This is a genomic window from Paenibacillus sp. FSL R5-0912, assembly GCF_000758605.1.
Taxonomy (GTDB): domain Bacteria; phylum Bacillota; class Bacilli; order Paenibacillales; family Paenibacillaceae; genus Paenibacillus_AQ.
The window spans coordinates 6,009,777-6,026,624 of the sequence record NZ_CP009282.1; the positions used below are offsets into that span (position 1 = coordinate 6,009,777).

A 16,848-nucleotide genomic window follows, 5' to 3' on the forward strand; every position below is an offset into this window, starting at 1 on the left:
TATAGCTACGTGCGAAATCACCGTCAATTCAAGAGGAATGACGGTGCCGGATCCACACAAAGAAACGGCCGGTTCTGCTTCTGGGCGCAAACCATCCGTTTGAATAGGAACTGTTGAATTACTCTTCTCTTACTTTACTGCTTCCTGTAGCCGTTTGCAAAAGAAAATCGTTCCTTTTGGGCAAATTAGGCCGTCAGTTCAACCCCCGGTAGGCTGCAATGGTCAGATAATTCATGTAACTGCCCGATTTCAGCGAATAAATATCATTGACCAGTTTATGCAGAGGAGGTCTTCCTTCCTTAACATAATTACGGCTGACGCAATCCCAAATATCCTTACCGGTTACATATTCATAGCCGAGGAGCCGGAATTCCTCCGCTTTGCTGATGCACATGGCTTCGATTTCTTCACTAAGCTCGTCATATCTCCATTGTTCCGATTCCACGTGTTGACACCTCCAAAGATTCCCCGTTACGTATGCTCAGAGATTAATATTCGCCCCCTCTGCCACTCTTTCCTTCTTTCGGCCAAAAACTTGTCATATGGAAAGCTTGTCATGGAGTTGACCTGTAGCAGCATATCCTTATACAAGCCTGCTTGGGAGAGGAACAAATTCACCGGAAGTTTTCATCTAATTTGGGAAGAAGGAGTGCCCTTTGAGGAAACAGACCTTTATACAAGGAACATTAATCCTGTTATTTGCAGGCATCATTAACCGGATGCTTGGTTTTATTCCCCGGATTGCTTTGCCGCGAATCATCGGCGCCGAAGGAGTAGGACTATATCAGCTTGGATATCCGTTCTTTATCGTATTGGTAACCGTCATTACCGGCGGGCTGCCGCTGGCAATTGCCAAAATGGTTGCTGAAGCAGAAGGAGAGAACCGGCCGGAGCAGTCCCGCAAAATCCTGCATACGGGCCTGGCAATCAGTCTGACACTAGGAATTTTTTTCACCATTGTAGCTCTGCTCAGCGCCTCTTGGGTATCAAGCGTTATTCTGACCGACCAGCGGGTATATTACACCTTTGTCAGCATGACTCCAATGATTGCAATCGTGGCCGTTTCGTCCATCTACCGCGGATATTTCCAGGGCAGGCAGAATATGCTTCCCTCGGCGTTCTCCTCTGTGCTGGAATCAGTCATCCGGATCTTCTTCATGCTTTGGTTTTCCTGGTTGCTGCTCCCAAAAGGAATTGCTTTTGCGGCGGCAGGTGCGATGCTGGGCGTTACTGTAGGTGAAATAGGCGGAATGCTGGCCCTGCTGCTGCAATATTATTATATCGTCAAAAAGGACAAGAATGAGGCTCCGCCTCCTGCCGGCACGGCTGTTCCGGGTAGTTCTGCAGAGTCCGGAGATGAACCGCAGAGACCACCCGGGGGTGTGTTTAAGCGGCTGGTCGCCATCTCTGTACCTGTAACCGCCGGACGCCTGATCGGCTCCTTCTCGTATCTGCTGGAATCCATTATTACCGTGCGCAGCCTGGCGCTTGCCGGAATAGCCGCCGCAGCCGCAACTGCACAATACGGTTCTCTGCAGGGAATGGTTATCCCGCTGCTGCTGCTGCCGGGTGTGCTCAGCTCCTCGCTGGCCGTTTCCCTCGTCCCTTCCTTATCCGAGGCAGCTGCCCGAAATGACCTGCCCACGATTCATAAAAGAATGCATCAGGCTCTGCGGCTGGCTATGGTAACAGGCGCTCCGTTTGCTGCTGTTATGTACGTTCTTGCCGTACCTTTATGTACACTGATGTACGGCAATGCAGCGGATACGGCACCTATGCTGAGGATGATGGCACCGTTCGCATTATTCCTCTATGTCCAGGCCCCGCTGCAGGCTGCACTTCAGGCAATGGACCGCCCCGGCAAGGCACTGATTAATACACTGATTGGTGCGGTCGTCAAAATTTTGCTGATTCTGCTGCTCGCCTCCAGGCCGGAATACGGGATTCAAGGAGCCATCATCGCCATTATTGTCAATAGCCTCCTCGTGACTATACTGCATGGATACAGTGTTATCCGGCTGACAGCCATGTCCTTAAGATGGTCGGATCCGGTCAAAATTATAGCGGCTACGATCATCATGGCTGCCGGAATGTCTTACGTCTATACCTCAGTTCAAATCTCCTACTCACAGTGGATACAGTTTCTGGCTGCCGCTGCCTGCGGGATGGGCGTATACTTTAGCATTTGCCTGTTATCGGGCCTGATTTCCAGGCGTGATCTGGAGCGTGTGCCCTTCTTCAGACGCTGGCGGAACTAGACCTCACTTCCTTATCGGGGGCTGATCGGGTCAATATAAATCTGCCCTTTATGATCAATCGAGCATAGAAAGACATCACGGAAATCGGAGACACCCTTCTGGCGGATCTGGGTTCTAAGCCAGAAGCGGTTCTTGCCGATCATCTCCAAATTGTCGTCCTGCACCTTTCCGTCCATAATCAGCGGAATCGGGAGACCTTCGTAGCGGATTTTATGCTTAGGAAGCTTAACCGTACTGGAGCTGTCAGATTTATCTGAACTGCGGGAGCTTTGCGGGTCTCCGCTGTTCTGTTCTTTCTGCTCAGCGCTTGAGCTGCTGTTGCCTGTTTGGTTGGACGAGGATACTCCTTTGTTCTTCTCAATTACAGTAAGCTGCCCGCTGGTTTCAAGAATGGCGAACTCCACATCTGCCGGACTGTCGATGTTCTGCCCCCGGAGCTGCAGCAGAAGATCATCTATATTATATCTCTGTTTACGCATCTCGCCCCGGTGCAGCTTACCATCCGAGATTAGAATACTCGGCTTGCCGTCCACCAGCAGGCGGAGCTTCCGGCTCTTCAGACTGAGCTGTGCAACCAATACCTGAATCAATACCAGGGTCGCCATGGGCACGAACCCGTCATAGATGGGACGCTCGATATCTTCAATCACAAAAACAGCAATCTCGGCAATCATAATGGAAATCGTGAGATCAAAAACCGACAGCTTACCGATTTCCCGTTTGCCCATGATCCGCATACTTAGGAAAATGAAGATATACATCAGCACGGTCAGAAAGATGTGGGTAGTAATATGCTGGAACATATTCTCTTCGCTCCCCTTCCGCTTCTCACCCGGCAGCTGAGAGCCGTAACGGGTGGATTAATGTACCCCTATTCTGACCTGCCTGCCAAGGGAACATTCGGAGGCCTGCTGATTAATTACTGGTAAAAGTCCAGTCTGCCATTCTTGTACTATTGGGGCAAGCCTTCCCATACAATGATTAGTACCAGCTCAGGCAGGACACTTTTTCAAAGCCCAGCCCGAAAGTATCGCAAACAAACTTAGCGTATGCTTTCCAAGCCCGTTTGTAAGGAGTCCGTCCAGGAAGTAACGCAAACAAACTTTTAGGAGGTTTTACCATGTCGTTAATTAGGCGTCTATTCTCATGGAAAATATCTAGTCCTGTATTGTCGGGTTTATGCCGGTCGTTCCTGTGGATGCTGCTGGGCGCATTCGTTCTCTCCCTGCTGCTCTGGGGCAGCGGACTGCAGGAACAGGATCTTACCATGTATACCTATATTGTACACGGCATAGCTGCCGCTTTCGGAGGCTTGACCGCAGGCGGCAGAGCTACAAGCAAAGGCTGGTATCAAGGAGCACTGACCGGCGCATTCTATGGATTGATTGTTCTGCTGATCGGATTCCTGGCTCTGGACAGCGCACCGGCAGGGATTGATTTCCTTTGGGTACTGGCTGCAGCAGGCATTGGTGCACTCGGGGGAATATTTGGGGTTAATTTACAAAAATCCTAATTAATATAATTTCGAAATTTGAAACCTATCCTTGAAAATATGTTACACTAAATGCATCTGACTTCATATGAGGGATTTATCAAGGAGGCTTTGAATGCTTTGCTTTACCAGTCCATGAATCTTGTAGTTGTATACACCGTTGCCATTGTAGTGGTTTTGATTTGGATCGGCGCCCGGCGCAATCCGCTAATGGCCCTAGTTGAAATCGGTAGAGAGCTCCTGCGGTCCTATAAATTCACTCTGATTATTATAGGAATGTTCAGCGTGCTTGCTGTGAATAAATATGAGCTGCAGATCGAGCAGAAGATGCACCTGACTTCGGATTACACTGCCTTTGTCTTTGGTCTTGAAGGCCACTTTGTCAGACATGTGCAAGAGCTGTTCTATACGCCTTGGCTGACCCCAATTATCGTCTTCTTCTATATCTTCATGCTGCAAGCAGTGCTTGCCGCCTCGCTCGGTATCTATCTGCTGGCTAAGAACCGCGTGATGCTCTATGCGACCTGCTACACGATCATGATAACCTATGCCGTTGCTATTCCATTCTATCTGTATTTCCCGGTAAATGAAGTGTGGTCCTATCTGCCCGCAGGGGTGCGATTTACCATGCTGGATGTTTTTCCGAAGTTTGAAGAGGAGTACCGGCCGCTATCGGGCCTTAACAACTGCTTCCCTAGCCTGCATACTGCCATTTCCGTATCCATGGCGCTGCTGGCCTACCGTTCCGGCAACCGCCGCTGGATGGTGATTAGTACAATCTCGGCCGTTGCTATCGTCTTCGGAATATTCTATCTCGGTATCCACTGGCTGACCGATATGCTCGGCGGCACTTTGCTAGCCGTTCTGTCCACAACTGTCGCAGTGCAGCTTGCCAAATTTACCCTTCGTAGCGGGGAAGAACGGCTGAGAGTACGAAGCCGGGCAACGGATGTGCGATAATATCAACCTTTGAACTGTATAATGTAAAAAAACCGGCGTTTCTCTCACGAGAGACGCCGGTTTTTATGTAATTTAATGCAGACAAATCAATCTTTGTCTTCTACTTCCACGACAGAGTGACTGATCGAACCCCGGTCAAAGGTCAATCGGGTCACGTCATTAACCCGCAATACAACGATGTCATCAGAAATCTCCATAATTGTTCCGTGAAGACCGCCGATAGTAACTACCTTATCGCCTTTTTTCAAAGACTTGAGCATTCCGTTACGTGCTTTGGTTTTCTTCTGCTGCGGACGAATCAGCAGGAAGTAGAAGACAACAAACATAAGTACAAATGGACCTACCAGGCCAAGAATATTGCCTCCGCCGCCTGAAGCTGCTGCCAGTTGAAAATGTGACATATCATTCCCCCCTTTCCAAAAAATTTAACATATCACTCAGTACTTTTAGAAGCCTTTTAGATTATCATATAATCCGTATTGTGCAAAAAACTCATCGCGAAAATCAAGCAGCCGATCTTCCATGATGGCTTCACGCACTTTACGCATCAATTCCAGCAGGAAGTGTAAATTATGGTATGTCGTTAACCGCAAGCCGAAGGTTTCGTCGGCTTTGATCAGATGGCGCAAATAAGCGCGGGAATAATTCCGGCAGGTGTAGCAATCACACTCCGGATCAAGCGGCCCGAAATCACGGGCATACTGCGCGTTGCGTACAACGAGTCTTCCCTGACTGGTCATCGTCGTTCCATTGCGGGCAATACGGGTAGGCAGAACACAATCGAACATGTCTATTCCGCGGATTGACCCTTCCAGCAGCGCATCCGGTGAACCTACGCCCATTAAATAGCGCGGTTTCCCTTGCGGCAGCAGTGGAACTGTATAATCCAGCACTTCATACATTAGCTGCTTGGACTCTCCGACGCTGAGCCCTCCAATAGCATACCCCGGGAAATCCATGGAAGTCAAATCTGCCGCGCTCTGACGGCGCAGATCCTCATGCATGCCCCCCTGTACGATTGCGAACAGCCCCTGATCATTAGGACGTGCATGGCTCTTGAGGCATCTTTCTGCCCAGCGGGTGGTGCGTTCAAGTGACTTTTTGACGTATTCATATTCTGCCGGATAAGGCGGGCATTCATCGAAGGCCATCATAATATCGGAACCGAGTGCATTCTGAACTTCCATCGCTACTTCCGGCGAGAGAAACTTCTTGTCCCCGTTTAAATGGGAGCGGAAATGAACGCCTTCTTCGGTAATCTTACGCATGTCGCTCAGAGAGAATACCTGGAAGCCGCCGCTGTCAGTCAGGATGGGCCGGTCCCAGTTCATGAATTTGTGCAGACCGCCGGCTTCGCCGATGATCTCATGGCCCGGGCGAAGGAACAAATGGTAGGTATTACTCAGAATAATCTGCGCATTCATTTGCTTAAGCTCTTCGGGGCTCATTGTTTTGACGGTGGCTTGTGTGCCTACCGGCATGAAGGTCGGTGTTTCAATAATTCCGTGTGGAGTATGCACTCTTCCAAGCCGTGCTCCGGACTGCTTGCAGGTCTTAATGTGTTCATAAGTGATTGCTGCCATAGGTTTAACCCTTCCTCTTGCTTAATAAATGAACATTGCATCGCCAAAGCTGAAGAACCGGTACTGCTGCTTAATCGCTTCTTCGTAGGCGGCGAGAATATGCTCCCGACCGGCCAAAGCGCTCACCAGCATGACCAAAGTTGACTTTGGCAGATGGAAATTGGTAATCAATGCATTGACGACAGTGAATTCGTAGCCGGGATAGATGAAAATATCCGTCCAGCCGCTTGATGCCTTCAGCGGTCCGCCCGCCGCTTGTCTCCCGGCCGTCTCAAGGGTCCGGCAGGAGGTTGTGCCGACAGCTATAATTCTTCCGCCTCTGGCTCTCGCGGAGTTCAGCATCTCTGCCGTCTCTTGGGATAATTCGTAATATTCGGCATGCATCACATGTTCTTCCACGGTTTCTACCGACATCGGACGGAATGTGCCAAGACCTACATGCAGGGTAATATAAGCGATATTCACGCCGGCCGCTGCAATCTGCTCCAGCAGCTCTTGGGTGAAGTGCAGCCCCGCCGTCGGCGCAGCCGCCGACCCTTCGTGCCGCGCGTAGACGGTCTGATAACGTTCGCGGTCATCCAGAGTTTCCTTAATGTACGGAGGAAGCGGCATCGATCCGAGCCTGTCCAGTATTTCCTGGAAGATTCCCTGATAGATAAAGCGCAGCGTCCGGCCGCCCATATCCGCTTGGTCCTCTATTACGGCGCTAAGCTCTTCGCTGAAGATAATCACCGCTCCGGTCTTCAGCTTTTTGCCGGGCTTAACCAGCGCTTCCCAGCGGTCTTCACCGAGATTCTTCAGCAGCAGAACCTCTGCCTTCGCCCCGGTATCTTCCTTGACACCGAACAGTCTGGCCGGAATAACTCTCGTATCATTCAACACCAATGTATCTCCCGGACGGAATTGCTGCAGTATATCTGTGAAATGCCCGTGTTCCAGTTGACCATTCTCCTTGTTTACGAGCAGCAGTCTGGAAGAGCTGCGGTCAGCAAGCGGAGTCTGGGCAATCAGTTCCTCCGGCAAATTAAAATCATAATTATCTACATTCATGATGGGATCTTCATTCCTTAACTATAGTAACGTTATTAAAATAGTGTTGCAATATTTGACGATAATCATACCCGCTATCCGCCATGCCTTTTACGCCCCATTGGGACATGCCCAGGCCGTGCCCGTTGCCCCAGCCGATGAAATAGAATCCTGGACTGCTGGTGACCACTCTGGAAGATTGATCAGCACCCATGACTACGGTTCCGCTGCCATTTGCAGTTACTTTGCCGGTTGCAGAGAGCACTCCGGCGCTTGCCACACTGCCTATAGTGGCTGTAGTGCCGTCAGCGCCTAGTACAGTATAACTGCCTGCCGGGACAATATCAAACAAAGTACTGGGCAATCCGCCAAAGGAAGAACGGAACAGATCCGGGTATTTCACCTGCAGAATTTGGCCGTTAGCCTTGACTTCCACCGCTCTCCCCGAAGGGCCGCGCTTAGTCACCTGGAGACTGGTTATGGAAGACGGAAGAGCGTTGCTTGTTTTGCCGGACAGGCTTTTGAGCAGCTCTGCCGAGGTATACGGCCCTTTGATCCAGCTGTAGCTGCCGGATTCGTAGACCTGGCCCAGCACTACTGCGGTATCGCCGGGATTCAGCTTGCCTGCCGGATTGGCACTGTTATCAATAATAGGCAAAGGCCGGATATTCACATCCTTGGTGGTTGCCGTAGCCAGCGGAAGTCCGGCTGCCGTTGTGTTCCCGGTTAATTTGATATTGTCTTCACGGGCATATCCGGAAATACCGCTGTTCAGCAGCACATAATACCACTTTTTAGATGAAGCAACTGCCGCAGCATCCTCGCTGCTGACTACACTGACGAAGGTATCGCCGCCGTTGTTCCACACCTCAGACGGGTCTGCGGTAACGCCGCCGCCGTTGGAGGAGAACACGGCTTCTACTATTTTGCCGCCGCTCATCAGCACTTCGCCTGCGGTAGCATCCACTGCCTTGGTAATGACTGGAGCCTCAGCGCCTATGCCGTTATACACCTGGCTCAGCGTGGTATCGACAACATTGGCTACATCGAAGCGGTTGCCCTGGGCCAGCGCATAGCTGCGCGCCGCAACGGCCTGGGCTTTGAGCGCCTCTTGCGGCCAGCCGGATGAAACTTCTCCGCCGACAACCGCATACAGATATTGCTCCAGCGGCACTACGTTGATTACAGACAATGAACCGTTCAGATTGCCCAGCTCCAGATTGCCGCGGTAAGTACGCTTGGATCTCTCCGTAAGCAGAATCCCCTTCTCATTGCCGGCGGCTGTGAACTTCGCGTCGCTTCCGGATAACAGATAATGAAAGGCCTGCACTTCACTGCTGAAATCAAGTCCTGCGTCCATCCGGATAATTAGTCCCGCTGTACCTGCCGCCACCGGCGACAGAACAAGCTGCGGGAGCAATCCAGCTGCCGCAGCAGAGACTGTTGCAAGATCGCTGTCGTTCGCCGCTTCGCCTACCCAAACTTCAGTCCGTGCACTGCCGCCTTCTCCGGACACGAATACCGGCCAGGCATCGAACCCGGCAGCAGTAAGGCTGCCGACAACCGCCTGCGCTTCCTCCAGCGTCGCGTAGGAACCTGCGGACAGATGTTTGGTCCCGGCAACCGCCGGTGTCTGTCCTTCCGGAAGGCTTACTCCGGCTTTCATCACGGAGGTCAGCCCCGATTGGGCGGCAGCTACACTGGCATAGCTTCCAGTGTAGAGCTGATACACCTTGGCTCCGCCCCGTGATGCCATAAACAGCTGGGGTTTATCGGAGGTAGCCTGCAGCTTCTTGGCTGCATCCGCTGCCACCTGCCAGGTTGGCGTTTCCAGCACCTTCACCCGGTAGCCGTCCAGACTGACACGTACTTTGTTCTGGGGAGGAACCGACAGCAGAGGTGTTCCGGCCTGCGAGAGCAGGCTGAAGCCCAAATCGGACTGCAGTGTGACCAGCGGTACGGTAGATTTATATTTGCTGCCAATATCGGCATACAGTGCAACCCGGATCGCCCCGCCGGTATCGGCGTGAGTGGTACCCGCAAAGGTCAGAAGGCTGCCTGCTACCAGTGATGCGGCCAATACTCCGCGGCCCAGCAGCCCTAACCCTGTTTCTTTCCACCTGGCAAGATTCATTGTAGGCCTCCTAAAAATTTTGAGAGTATCTGCTGCCTGACTAGGCTTCGTTCCAAACCCGCTTGGGAAGCATACTCTTAATTGTGTTATATAAAACGAACTTTAGAATGCACTTATGTGACGAGTGGTTTATTCAACTTCTCGCATCTAATCCATTGCAAAGAGCATTCAAATTCTTAAGTTTCTCACCTGTATAGGCTTAATTGTTGTACGTATTGCAACTTGATCCCCTAGATATCTGGCGGTTGGGACAGATTGTTGTATGAAATACAAGATTTGTCCCGCCAAACCGCTTGGAGGAGAAGGAATGCTGCCTTTTATACAACAATTCGGGAATATAGCCGGGAACATACGAAAAATGTTGTATTATGGGCAGCATCAGTTCTGCTGCGGAGGGAGCGGGAGTCCCAGATGATGATAGGCGGCCGGGGTCACTATGCGCCCGCGCGGCGTGCGCTGCAGGAAACCGATCTGCAGCAGATAGGGTTCGTATACGTCCTCAATAGTCTGGCTCTCTTCTCCTATCGTAGCAGCGATGGTATCGAGCCCGACCGGTCCGCCGCGGAAGGAGCTGATCATCGACTGCAGCATCTTGTGGTCGATGCTGTCCAGTCCGCGCGGATCTACCTGAAGCATCTTCAGCGATTCAGCGGCAATCTCCGGCGTAATAATACCGTCGCCGCGGACCTGCGCATAATCGCGCACCCGCTTCAGGAGACGGTTGGCAATCCGCGGAGTCCCACGGGCCCGCAGGGCAATCTCTTCCGCAGCATCGCCCAGAATCTCGATGCTGAGCAGCTCGGCGTTACGGGCTACTATGAAGCTCAGCTCATCGATCGTGTAGTACTCCAGCCGGCTGACTACGCCGAAGCGGTCGCGCAGCGGAGCGGATAGCAGCCCCGCGCGTGTCGTCGCTCCAATGAGCGTGAAGGGCGGCAGGTCCAGCCGCACTGAACGGGCACTCGGGCCTTTGCCGATCATAATATCCAGCGCGAAATCCTCCATCGCCGGATACATGACCTCTTCCACCGTGCGGTGCAGACGGTGGATCTCATCAATAAACAGCACATCGCCTTCCTGGAGGTTGGTCAGCAGCGCGGCCAGATCGCCCGGCCGCTCAATTGCCGGGCCGGAAGTGGTCCGCAGATTCACACCCAGCTCATTGGCAATAATATTCGCCAACGTTGTTTTGCCGAGACCCGGAGGCCCGTACAGCAAGACATGATCCAGCGCTTCGCTGCGCATCTTGGCTGCTTCAATATATATTTTCAGGTTTTCTTTCACCTGGTTCTGGCCGATATATTCACCCAGATAACGGGGCCGCAGACTTAATTCAACCGCCTGCTCGTCCATCATCAGATTTGCTGATATAATCCGGTCATCCATTATTCCTCACTCCGTTCTTCAGGGACCTATTTGGCAATATACAACAGCCCCAACGCCTTCTTCATCAGCACGTCAACCGGTCCGGTATCCGTACCTTCCTGCTTCATCTTCAGCCACACGCGGTCCAGCTCTGCATCGGTATAACCCAGTGCCTTCAGGCCGTCACGAGCCTCTTCCCATGGAAGGGCCTCCACCTTAGCCTGGGCCTCAGCCGCCACTGCGAACAGCCCGGTCTGCAGGGCAGCTCCGCCGAAGCCGTCCAGCTTGTCCTTCAGATCCAGAATCATCCGCTGCGCCGTCTTCTTGCCGATGCCCGGCAGCTTCGTCAGGAAGGTGATGTTCTCCTGATAGATCGCCGAGATCAGCTGATCCGGCGTTCCGCCGGTCAGAATGCCCAGCGCCACACGCGGGCCGATGCCTGACACCTCGATCAGCTTGCGGAACAGCTTCTGCTCCTCACGGGTCGGGAATCCGAACAGCAGCGTCGCATCCTCACGGGTCTGATAATGAATGAAGATGGTCACCGGACCCTCCACCTTGGCAAAAGCATACGGATTCGGGCAGAAGACCCGGTATCCTACGCCTTGAACATCCAGTACTACATATTCTGACTCCAAATGTACAACCGGTCCTCTTAGGAAATCTATCATTTTCGCAATACCTCATTTAATTTGGAATTAAGACTCACGGAATGGGCGTGGCATACCGCCACCGCCAGTGCATCCGCCACATCATCGGGCTTCGGTACAGCCGACAGCTTAAGAAGCAGCTTGACCATCTCCTGAACCTGTTTCTTCTCCGCCTTGCCGTACCCTACTACTGCCTGCTTCACCATCATAGGGGTGTACTCCGCCACCGGCAGCCCGCGCTGCACGGCCGCCAGAATCAGCACTCCGCGCGCCTGCGCCACCGGCAGGGCCGTTGTCACATTGCGGCTGAAGAATAGCTTCTCTACCGCAACCGCATCCGGTTTATATTTGTCAATCAGCTGCACCATGCCTTCATAGACATGCAGCAGACGTTCTTCTTCCGGAGTATGTGCCTCAGTCTGGATGCAGCCGTACTGGACCGGAGTCAATTTGTTTCCAACCTTATCTACAAAACCAAAGCCGACAATCGCCAGACCCGGATCAATCCCTAAGATGCGCAAGATCCTTCTCTCTCCTCTATGCCAGGGTAGAATACCCCCTGCTGGTTCATCCATGAATCCGCCCTAAAGCGAACATATGTATTCCTTCTACCCATTATAGCAAAAAAAAATCCCCGGGGAGACAAAATCTTTGTCCAGGGGAAATTAAAATCAAGCGGCTATTTCAAACAAAAAAACCCGTGAGCCTCCTGCCCACGAGTCTTCAAACAGTTATGTCCTTCACTTCATTCCGCATGCATCACCTGTTCCGCCGAGTCCCGCGCATAGTCGCTGAAGGTAGACAGTACACTGTTGTACTCCTCCATGTCTTGTACCCGGATGCCCTGATGAAGCTGCTCCCAGATCCCCTCCGGTAAAGAGGATTTCATTGAGCCCATATCCAGCTGAAAGAAGGTCTTCATCACCTTTTCCGACGTCGGCGGTCCTTTGAACAGCGTCAGATTCCCCTGCTCATCCACTCCGAAGTAGGCCTCTTTTTTGGTGAGCGGCGACAGATCATTGACTCTCTGCTCCAGCCACAAGTCGCCTTCCCTGCTGAGCCAGCCGTTCCAATCGGAATGCTGTCCGATCATCATCTTCAGCTGGGCCGGTGTCTGCTTGCCGGGCAATGTCTGAACCTCTTCACCGGCTACATAAATTATCTTCAGGTGCACCGTTCTGCTGACCGCATCCCGGCTGACTGCTTCAAGCAGCTCTTTGCTGTCCATCACAGCAGCTTCATCTTCTGCTTCAATCCCTGTATGGTTATAAACGGCTGCCACAGCCGGAATACTGCTGCCGGGTTCCCGGTTCTGCTCCTCTGTTCCGCTTAATGTTCCAGGCAATGTCCAGGCCGTATGCTCCAACAGCAGACTGATCTCTTCCGGAACCTTCATGCCACGCCAGGCCAACAGCGTAAGCGCAATGCATGCAGCCCCCACCCAGGGAGCCTTTTTCCAACGTCTCCACCGCCGCCACAGTTGTTTTTTCAAGCGAAAAGCATTCACGTTAATCCCTTCATTCTGGTTTTTCCCTATTGTGACCTGTGAAGGGAGCATTTATGCGTATTTGCTTGAAATTCATTCCAAGCGGAATTAATCTGTGTCCAGCGGATTCTCAATGGCTCCGAGGAACAGGACCACCTGAGTCTGCACCTCCTTGATCATGAACAAAAACGCCCGGTTGACCGTCATTTGAAAAGGCGTATCAGCAGGAGCCCCAATTGGGAAAAGTTGCAAATTACCAGCTGATTAAGTCCCCTCTAATAGAAATTAGGAATCACCGGCAGCTTAATATGGCTCGGATACTCCTGGTTATGGTAGATCGTCTGCCGCACAATGACCGCTTCCGTATCTTCATACGGATTGTTTCCGGTGTTTGTGTTAGGAAAGGCCACGAATTTGCTGGAAGAAGTGACTGTGAAGCGGACCCGGTGTCCTGCGGCAAACGAGTGGGCAATGTTCTGCAGGAAAATATCATACCGCTCCACCTGGCCTGGCACCAGCAGCTGAGGCTGCTCCAGCCCATGCCGGTATTTCGCCCGCACGATGTAATTGGACAGGCGGATGGAATCGCCTTGTTCATTCACATCACTCAGCGTCACGACCCAGTCCGTATCCAGCCCCGAGCTTGCCGCATAGATGACCGCAGACAGCTCTCCGGCAATGGTCAGCCGCTCTGCCAGCGGCTCACTGGTATAGACGACAATGTCGCTGCGCAGCTCATGCTTCCGCATGTTCTCCGGCTCCCGCTCTCCGCTGTCGGCAACCGGGTCAGCCGGATTATAGATGTAAGTGTCTGCTGCTGAATGTTCCTCCGGCTCCATAACCAGCCGTCCATCGCCCAGGGATGAATTCGCCCGGCCGTCTCCACCCAGATAGAACGGAGTTACCTTTGCTTCTGCCGGTGTCCAGTCCTCCGAGGTTCTCCAGCGGTTCTCGCCCACCACATAATAGGAAGCCCGCGGCTCCTGGTCGATGCCGTTCGGAATATCCTTCAGGAACCGGTCGAACCAGCGCAGCACAGATATATCATAATCGTACACCACTGCATCATTGCCGAAGGATACGCCAAGCAGATCCCGCGCCCGGTTCGGTCCGTGCTCCCAGGCGCCGAGACGGATTTTGCGGCTCTTTACATCATGCTCCGTCAGCATCCGCCAGGTCTCCGATACCCCTGGACTGTCACCGTCATACCAGCCGGAGATCACATACATTGGAACCTTGACCTGATCCCCGCGCTCAGTGAAGGTGCAGTTTCTCCAGAAATCATCATACTCAGGATGCTGGCTCCACAGCTCCCACGGCCCGGAAGTGCAGCCGATCATCTGCTGCGGAATATCCCTGATCGGTCTGGCATCGACCGCCGCTTCAGGGTCCACTGTAATGCCGCCAAAAATATCAAAGTCCGTCCGCGTCCCCACCGACTGCGCAAGCGTCCAGGACAGCAGCGGCCAGGAGCAGAGCGTCCCGCCTTTGCGCGCGGTGTCCACGAACGGCGATCCTACATTAACCTCATCCACAACCGCCAGCAGGTTCGGGTGGCCGCTGGTAGCTGCTGCTACAACGACATAGCCGAGATAGGAGGCGCCCCACATCCCAACTTTGCCGTCAGACCATTCCTGGGCGATAATCCAGTCAATGGTATCGTAGCCGTCATCGCGTTCATTATAGAAGGGAATCAGCTCCCCTTCCGAGTCCGCACGGCCGCGTACATCCTGGGAGACCACGGCGTAGCCTTTGTTCGCCCAGCGCATGAAGATTTCTTTTTTACCATTCCGGTCGTAACAGGTTCGTACCAGAATAGTCGGCACCTTCGTTCCCGGCTCAAGCCCTTCAGGAAGAAACACATCCGTAGCCAGCTTCACGCCCTCCCGCATCGGCACTAGGTACGTACCCAGATCATTCACCCCGTATTCCGGCTGCGACAGCAGCGGTTCAGCATAGAGGGCGAGCGGGGTCAGCTCCTCATATCCTGCCTTAACGATCAGCTCAATGCCATAGCGGTTAGGGGTCAGAAAAGCGACTACCTCCCCGTCCAGCGTTACAATATCCAGCGCCGTGCCCCCGCGGTAAGCCCATACCTGTGAGGTCCGCATGATACCGGCAATCTCCGCCTGATAGGTAATATGCTTCTGATATTTGTCCCCGTTCCTCAGGATAACCTCGTCCCCGGCCCATTCCGCATCGGTGTACACATGAAGCTGCCCCGCGATCCGCGCCAGAGGAAGAACATATTTCGCGCCAGCATCCAGCACATTCTCCTGCATCTGTGTGCGTCTGCGGGTGTCAACCTTGGCATGCATAACCTCCTTGTCCGTGAAACGGATTGTTCCGCTATATATTCCCGAGCAATAGAAGTTGAAGCTTGTCTGCTGTAAGTACGTATTCATCAATATGAGTCCCCTATCCGCAAATTTGTTCGAACACACGCAGCCAGTTGCCGCCCATAATCTTAGCGATCTCTTCATCGCTGTACCCGCGCGCCACCAGTCCCCGCGTGAAATTGCTGAAATAACTGTATTTCTCAAGCCCTGCTACGGTTTCCGTGGAGGGACCATCCCCTTTGGCGAACCCCAGCTTAGGTGCAATCTGCTCCTTAAAAAAGACCAGTGACCACTCCAGGTCACTCATAGGCCAGTCCGTTCCGATGCCCACATGCTCTACGCCTACCAGCCTGATCACATATTCAATATGATCCAATACATGCTCAATCGTGGTATGGTCCGGATCTTCATGCACAAACCACGGCATCGCAAAAATACCAATCACCCCGCCGGTGGCAGCAATTGCACGGATCTCCTCGTCACTTTTGCAGCGCATATGCGGGTAGAGGGCTTCCACACCGGTATGCGAGGCGATAACCGGTGCTTTCGAGGCTGCACAGGCATCCAGGGTGGTCTGTCTGCCGCAATGTCCGGTATCGACGATAATTCCCAGCGCATTCAACCGCTCCACAAACCGCAGACCGTATTTGGACAGCCCGCCATTGCCCGGCTCCGCACAGCCGGAACCTATCAGATTCTGGTTGTTGTACGTTAACTGCAGAATCCTTAGACCAAAGCCATGCAGCGCGTCAAGCAGCTCCAGATTCTTCCCAAGCGCATCCGTTTCCTGTGCCGTTACAATACCGGCCTTCCTGCCCTCACGCTTAGCCCTGCGGATATCCTCTGCCGTCAGTGCCTTCACCAGCCAGTCCGCGGAATCGAACTGCAGCTGAACCTCGCCCATGCTGGTAATCATACTCTCTATATCATTCAGGTGCAGTTCGCGGTTGCCCGCCGTAATGCCTGACTTGTACCATTCCTCTTTGTACTCCGCAATCTCACCGCCGGCCGACAGCCGGGTAATGATCTGCGCCGGCAAGGCGCTGTAGACCATCGGTTCATCCTTGTACGGCTCGCACAACTCCTTCACCTTAAGCGAGACGCTCTCCGGGATAGCGCTTGGGGACAGCGGCCCCTGGAACAGCAGATCAATATTGATATTCTCCTCATGCAGGCGTTTCGCCCGCTCCTCCTGTTCAGCACTCAGTCCGAACTCATACCAGCCTTCCCGTTCCTGTAAGCTCACTTGATCCAGCCCCTCCTCTATTAACAATAGATATCAACTTGATATCTGTCCGTTATCGTTTTTGCAATGTTCATATATTCCATAGTTAATATATTGTCAGATTTAAACTAGATAGATTGAACTTGTATTTTTTCTATTCTGGGATTGCCGTAACTCCAAAGAATGTTTGGCCCTCCGGCCGCTGTTGTCTACAGATTTCTTGATTTGTACCGTTATTCGCGGTGGAAATCCGCAGACAAAGTCGGACGCTGTCGCTTGCTGAAAGTTCGCAGTGACCCGATTACTGTAAGCTTAACTGCACTTTGT

16 protein-coding genes are annotated in these 16,848 nt (G+C 52.7%); 3 read left to right on the forward strand and 13 right to left on the reverse strand.

Going from position 1 to position 16,848, the window contains the following annotated elements; genetic code table 11:
- Nucleotides 1-193: 193 nt before the first annotated feature.
- Nucleotides 194-445, reverse strand: a complete 252-nt coding sequence (locus R50912_RS25395) for a post-transcriptional regulator (RefSeq protein WP_042238721.1) — start codon at nt 443-445, stop codon at nt 194-196.
- A 211-nt stretch (nt 446-656) separates the two neighbouring features.
- Here R50912_RS25395 and spoVB point away from each other — a divergent pair, with 211 nt between their 5' ends.
- The gene (gene spoVB, locus R50912_RS25400) at nt 657-2,258 is read left to right on the forward strand and encodes a stage V sporulation protein B (RefSeq protein WP_042238723.1); all 1,602 of its coding nucleotides are present in this window, start codon (nt 657-659) and stop codon (nt 2,256-2,258) included.
- Nucleotides 2,259-2,269: 11 nt separating this feature from the next.
- Here spoVB and R50912_RS25405 read toward each other — a convergent pair whose 3' ends face one another.
- Nucleotides 2,270-3,061, reverse strand: coding sequence for a YetF domain-containing protein (locus R50912_RS25405; protein ID WP_042238725.1), 792 nt, complete (start codon nt 3,059-3,061; stop codon nt 2,270-2,272).
- Nucleotides 3,062-3,378: 317 nt separating this feature from the next.
- On the opposite strand from R50912_RS25405, the gene R50912_RS25410 reads away from it, so the two are divergent.
- Together R50912_RS25410 and R50912_RS25415 are read left to right on the forward strand one after the other, a co-directional pair.
- A complete protein-coding gene (locus R50912_RS25410; protein WP_042238727.1) occupies nt 3,379-3,771 on the forward strand; it encodes a TIGR04086 family membrane protein in 393 nt (130 codons plus the stop codon).
- A gap of 90 nt (nt 3,772-3,861) precedes the next feature.
- Nucleotides 3,862-4,710: a phosphatase PAP2 family protein gene (locus R50912_RS25415; RefSeq protein ID WP_231637711.1), complete on the forward strand. Its 849-nt coding sequence runs from the start codon at nt 3,862-3,864 to the stop codon at nt 4,708-4,710.
- A gap of 86 nt (nt 4,711-4,796) precedes the next feature.
- Here R50912_RS25415 and yajC read toward each other — a convergent pair whose 3' ends face one another.
- The 11 genes from yajC to R50912_RS25465 form a co-directional block, all read right to left on the reverse strand.
- On the reverse strand, nt 4,797-5,111 hold the full coding sequence (gene yajC, locus R50912_RS25420; RefSeq protein ID WP_042238731.1) for a preprotein translocase subunit YajC: 315 nt from the start codon (nt 5,109-5,111) through the stop codon (nt 4,797-4,799).
- A gap of 45 nt (nt 5,112-5,156) precedes the next feature.
- Nucleotides 5,157-6,293 carry a tRNA guanosine(34) transglycosylase Tgt gene (gene tgt / locus R50912_RS25425; protein WP_042139546.1) on the reverse strand — a complete coding sequence of 379 codons (1,137 nt, stop codon included), beginning with the start codon at nt 6,291-6,293 and terminating at the stop codon, nt 5,157-5,159.
- A 21-nt stretch (nt 6,294-6,314) separates the two neighbouring features.
- On the reverse strand, nt 6,315-7,343 hold the full coding sequence (queA, locus tag R50912_RS25430) for a tRNA preQ1(34) S-adenosylmethionine ribosyltransferase-isomerase QueA (protein ID WP_042238733.1): 1,029 nt from the start codon (nt 7,341-7,343) through the stop codon (nt 6,315-6,317).
- Nucleotides 7,344-7,353: 10 nt separating this feature from the next.
- Nucleotides 7,354-9,456 (reverse strand): SpoIID/LytB domain-containing protein, encoded by a 2,103-nt coding sequence (locus R50912_RS25435; protein WP_042238735.1) that lies wholly within the window; start codon nt 9,454-9,456, stop codon nt 7,354-7,356.
- 378 nt (nt 9,457-9,834) lie between these two features.
- Nucleotides 9,835-10,842 carry a Holliday junction branch migration DNA helicase RuvB gene (gene ruvB, locus R50912_RS25440; RefSeq protein WP_039294462.1) on the reverse strand — a complete coding sequence of 336 codons (1,008 nt, stop codon included), beginning with the start codon at nt 10,840-10,842 and terminating at the stop codon, nt 9,835-9,837.
- Between the two features lie 26 nt (nt 10,843-10,868).
- The gene (ruvA, locus tag R50912_RS25445) at nt 10,869-11,492 is read right to left on the reverse strand and encodes a Holliday junction branch migration protein RuvA (RefSeq protein ID WP_042238736.1); all 624 of its coding nucleotides are present in this window, start codon (nt 11,490-11,492) and stop codon (nt 10,869-10,871) included.
- Nucleotides 11,489-11,992 carry a crossover junction endodeoxyribonuclease RuvC gene (gene ruvC, locus R50912_RS25450; protein WP_039294456.1) on the reverse strand — a complete coding sequence of 168 codons (504 nt, stop codon included), beginning with the start codon at nt 11,990-11,992 and terminating at the stop codon, nt 11,489-11,491. Before ruvC ends, ruvA begins: the two co-directional genes overlap by 4 nt.
- Nucleotides 11,993-12,216: 224 nt before the next feature.
- Nucleotides 12,217-12,963, reverse strand: a complete 747-nt coding sequence (locus R50912_RS25455) for a BofC C-terminal domain-containing protein (protein ID WP_197072978.1) — start codon at nt 12,961-12,963, stop codon at nt 12,217-12,219.
- A gap of 102 nt (nt 12,964-13,065) precedes the next feature.
- A complete protein-coding gene (locus R50912_RS36515) occupies nt 13,066-13,209 on the reverse strand; it encodes a serpin family protein (protein WP_340783289.1) in 144 nt (47 codons plus the stop codon).
- A gap of 23 nt (nt 13,210-13,232) precedes the next feature.
- A complete protein-coding gene (locus R50912_RS25460) occupies nt 13,233-15,362 on the reverse strand; it encodes a CocE/NonD family hydrolase (RefSeq protein ID WP_042238741.1) in 2,130 nt (709 codons plus the stop codon).
- A gap of 13 nt (nt 15,363-15,375) precedes the next feature.
- Nucleotides 15,376-16,542 (reverse strand): dipeptidase, encoded by a 1,167-nt coding sequence (locus tag R50912_RS25465; protein ID WP_052416683.1) that lies wholly within the window; start codon nt 16,540-16,542, stop codon nt 15,376-15,378.
- Nucleotides 16,543-16,848 lie beyond the last annotated feature (306 nt).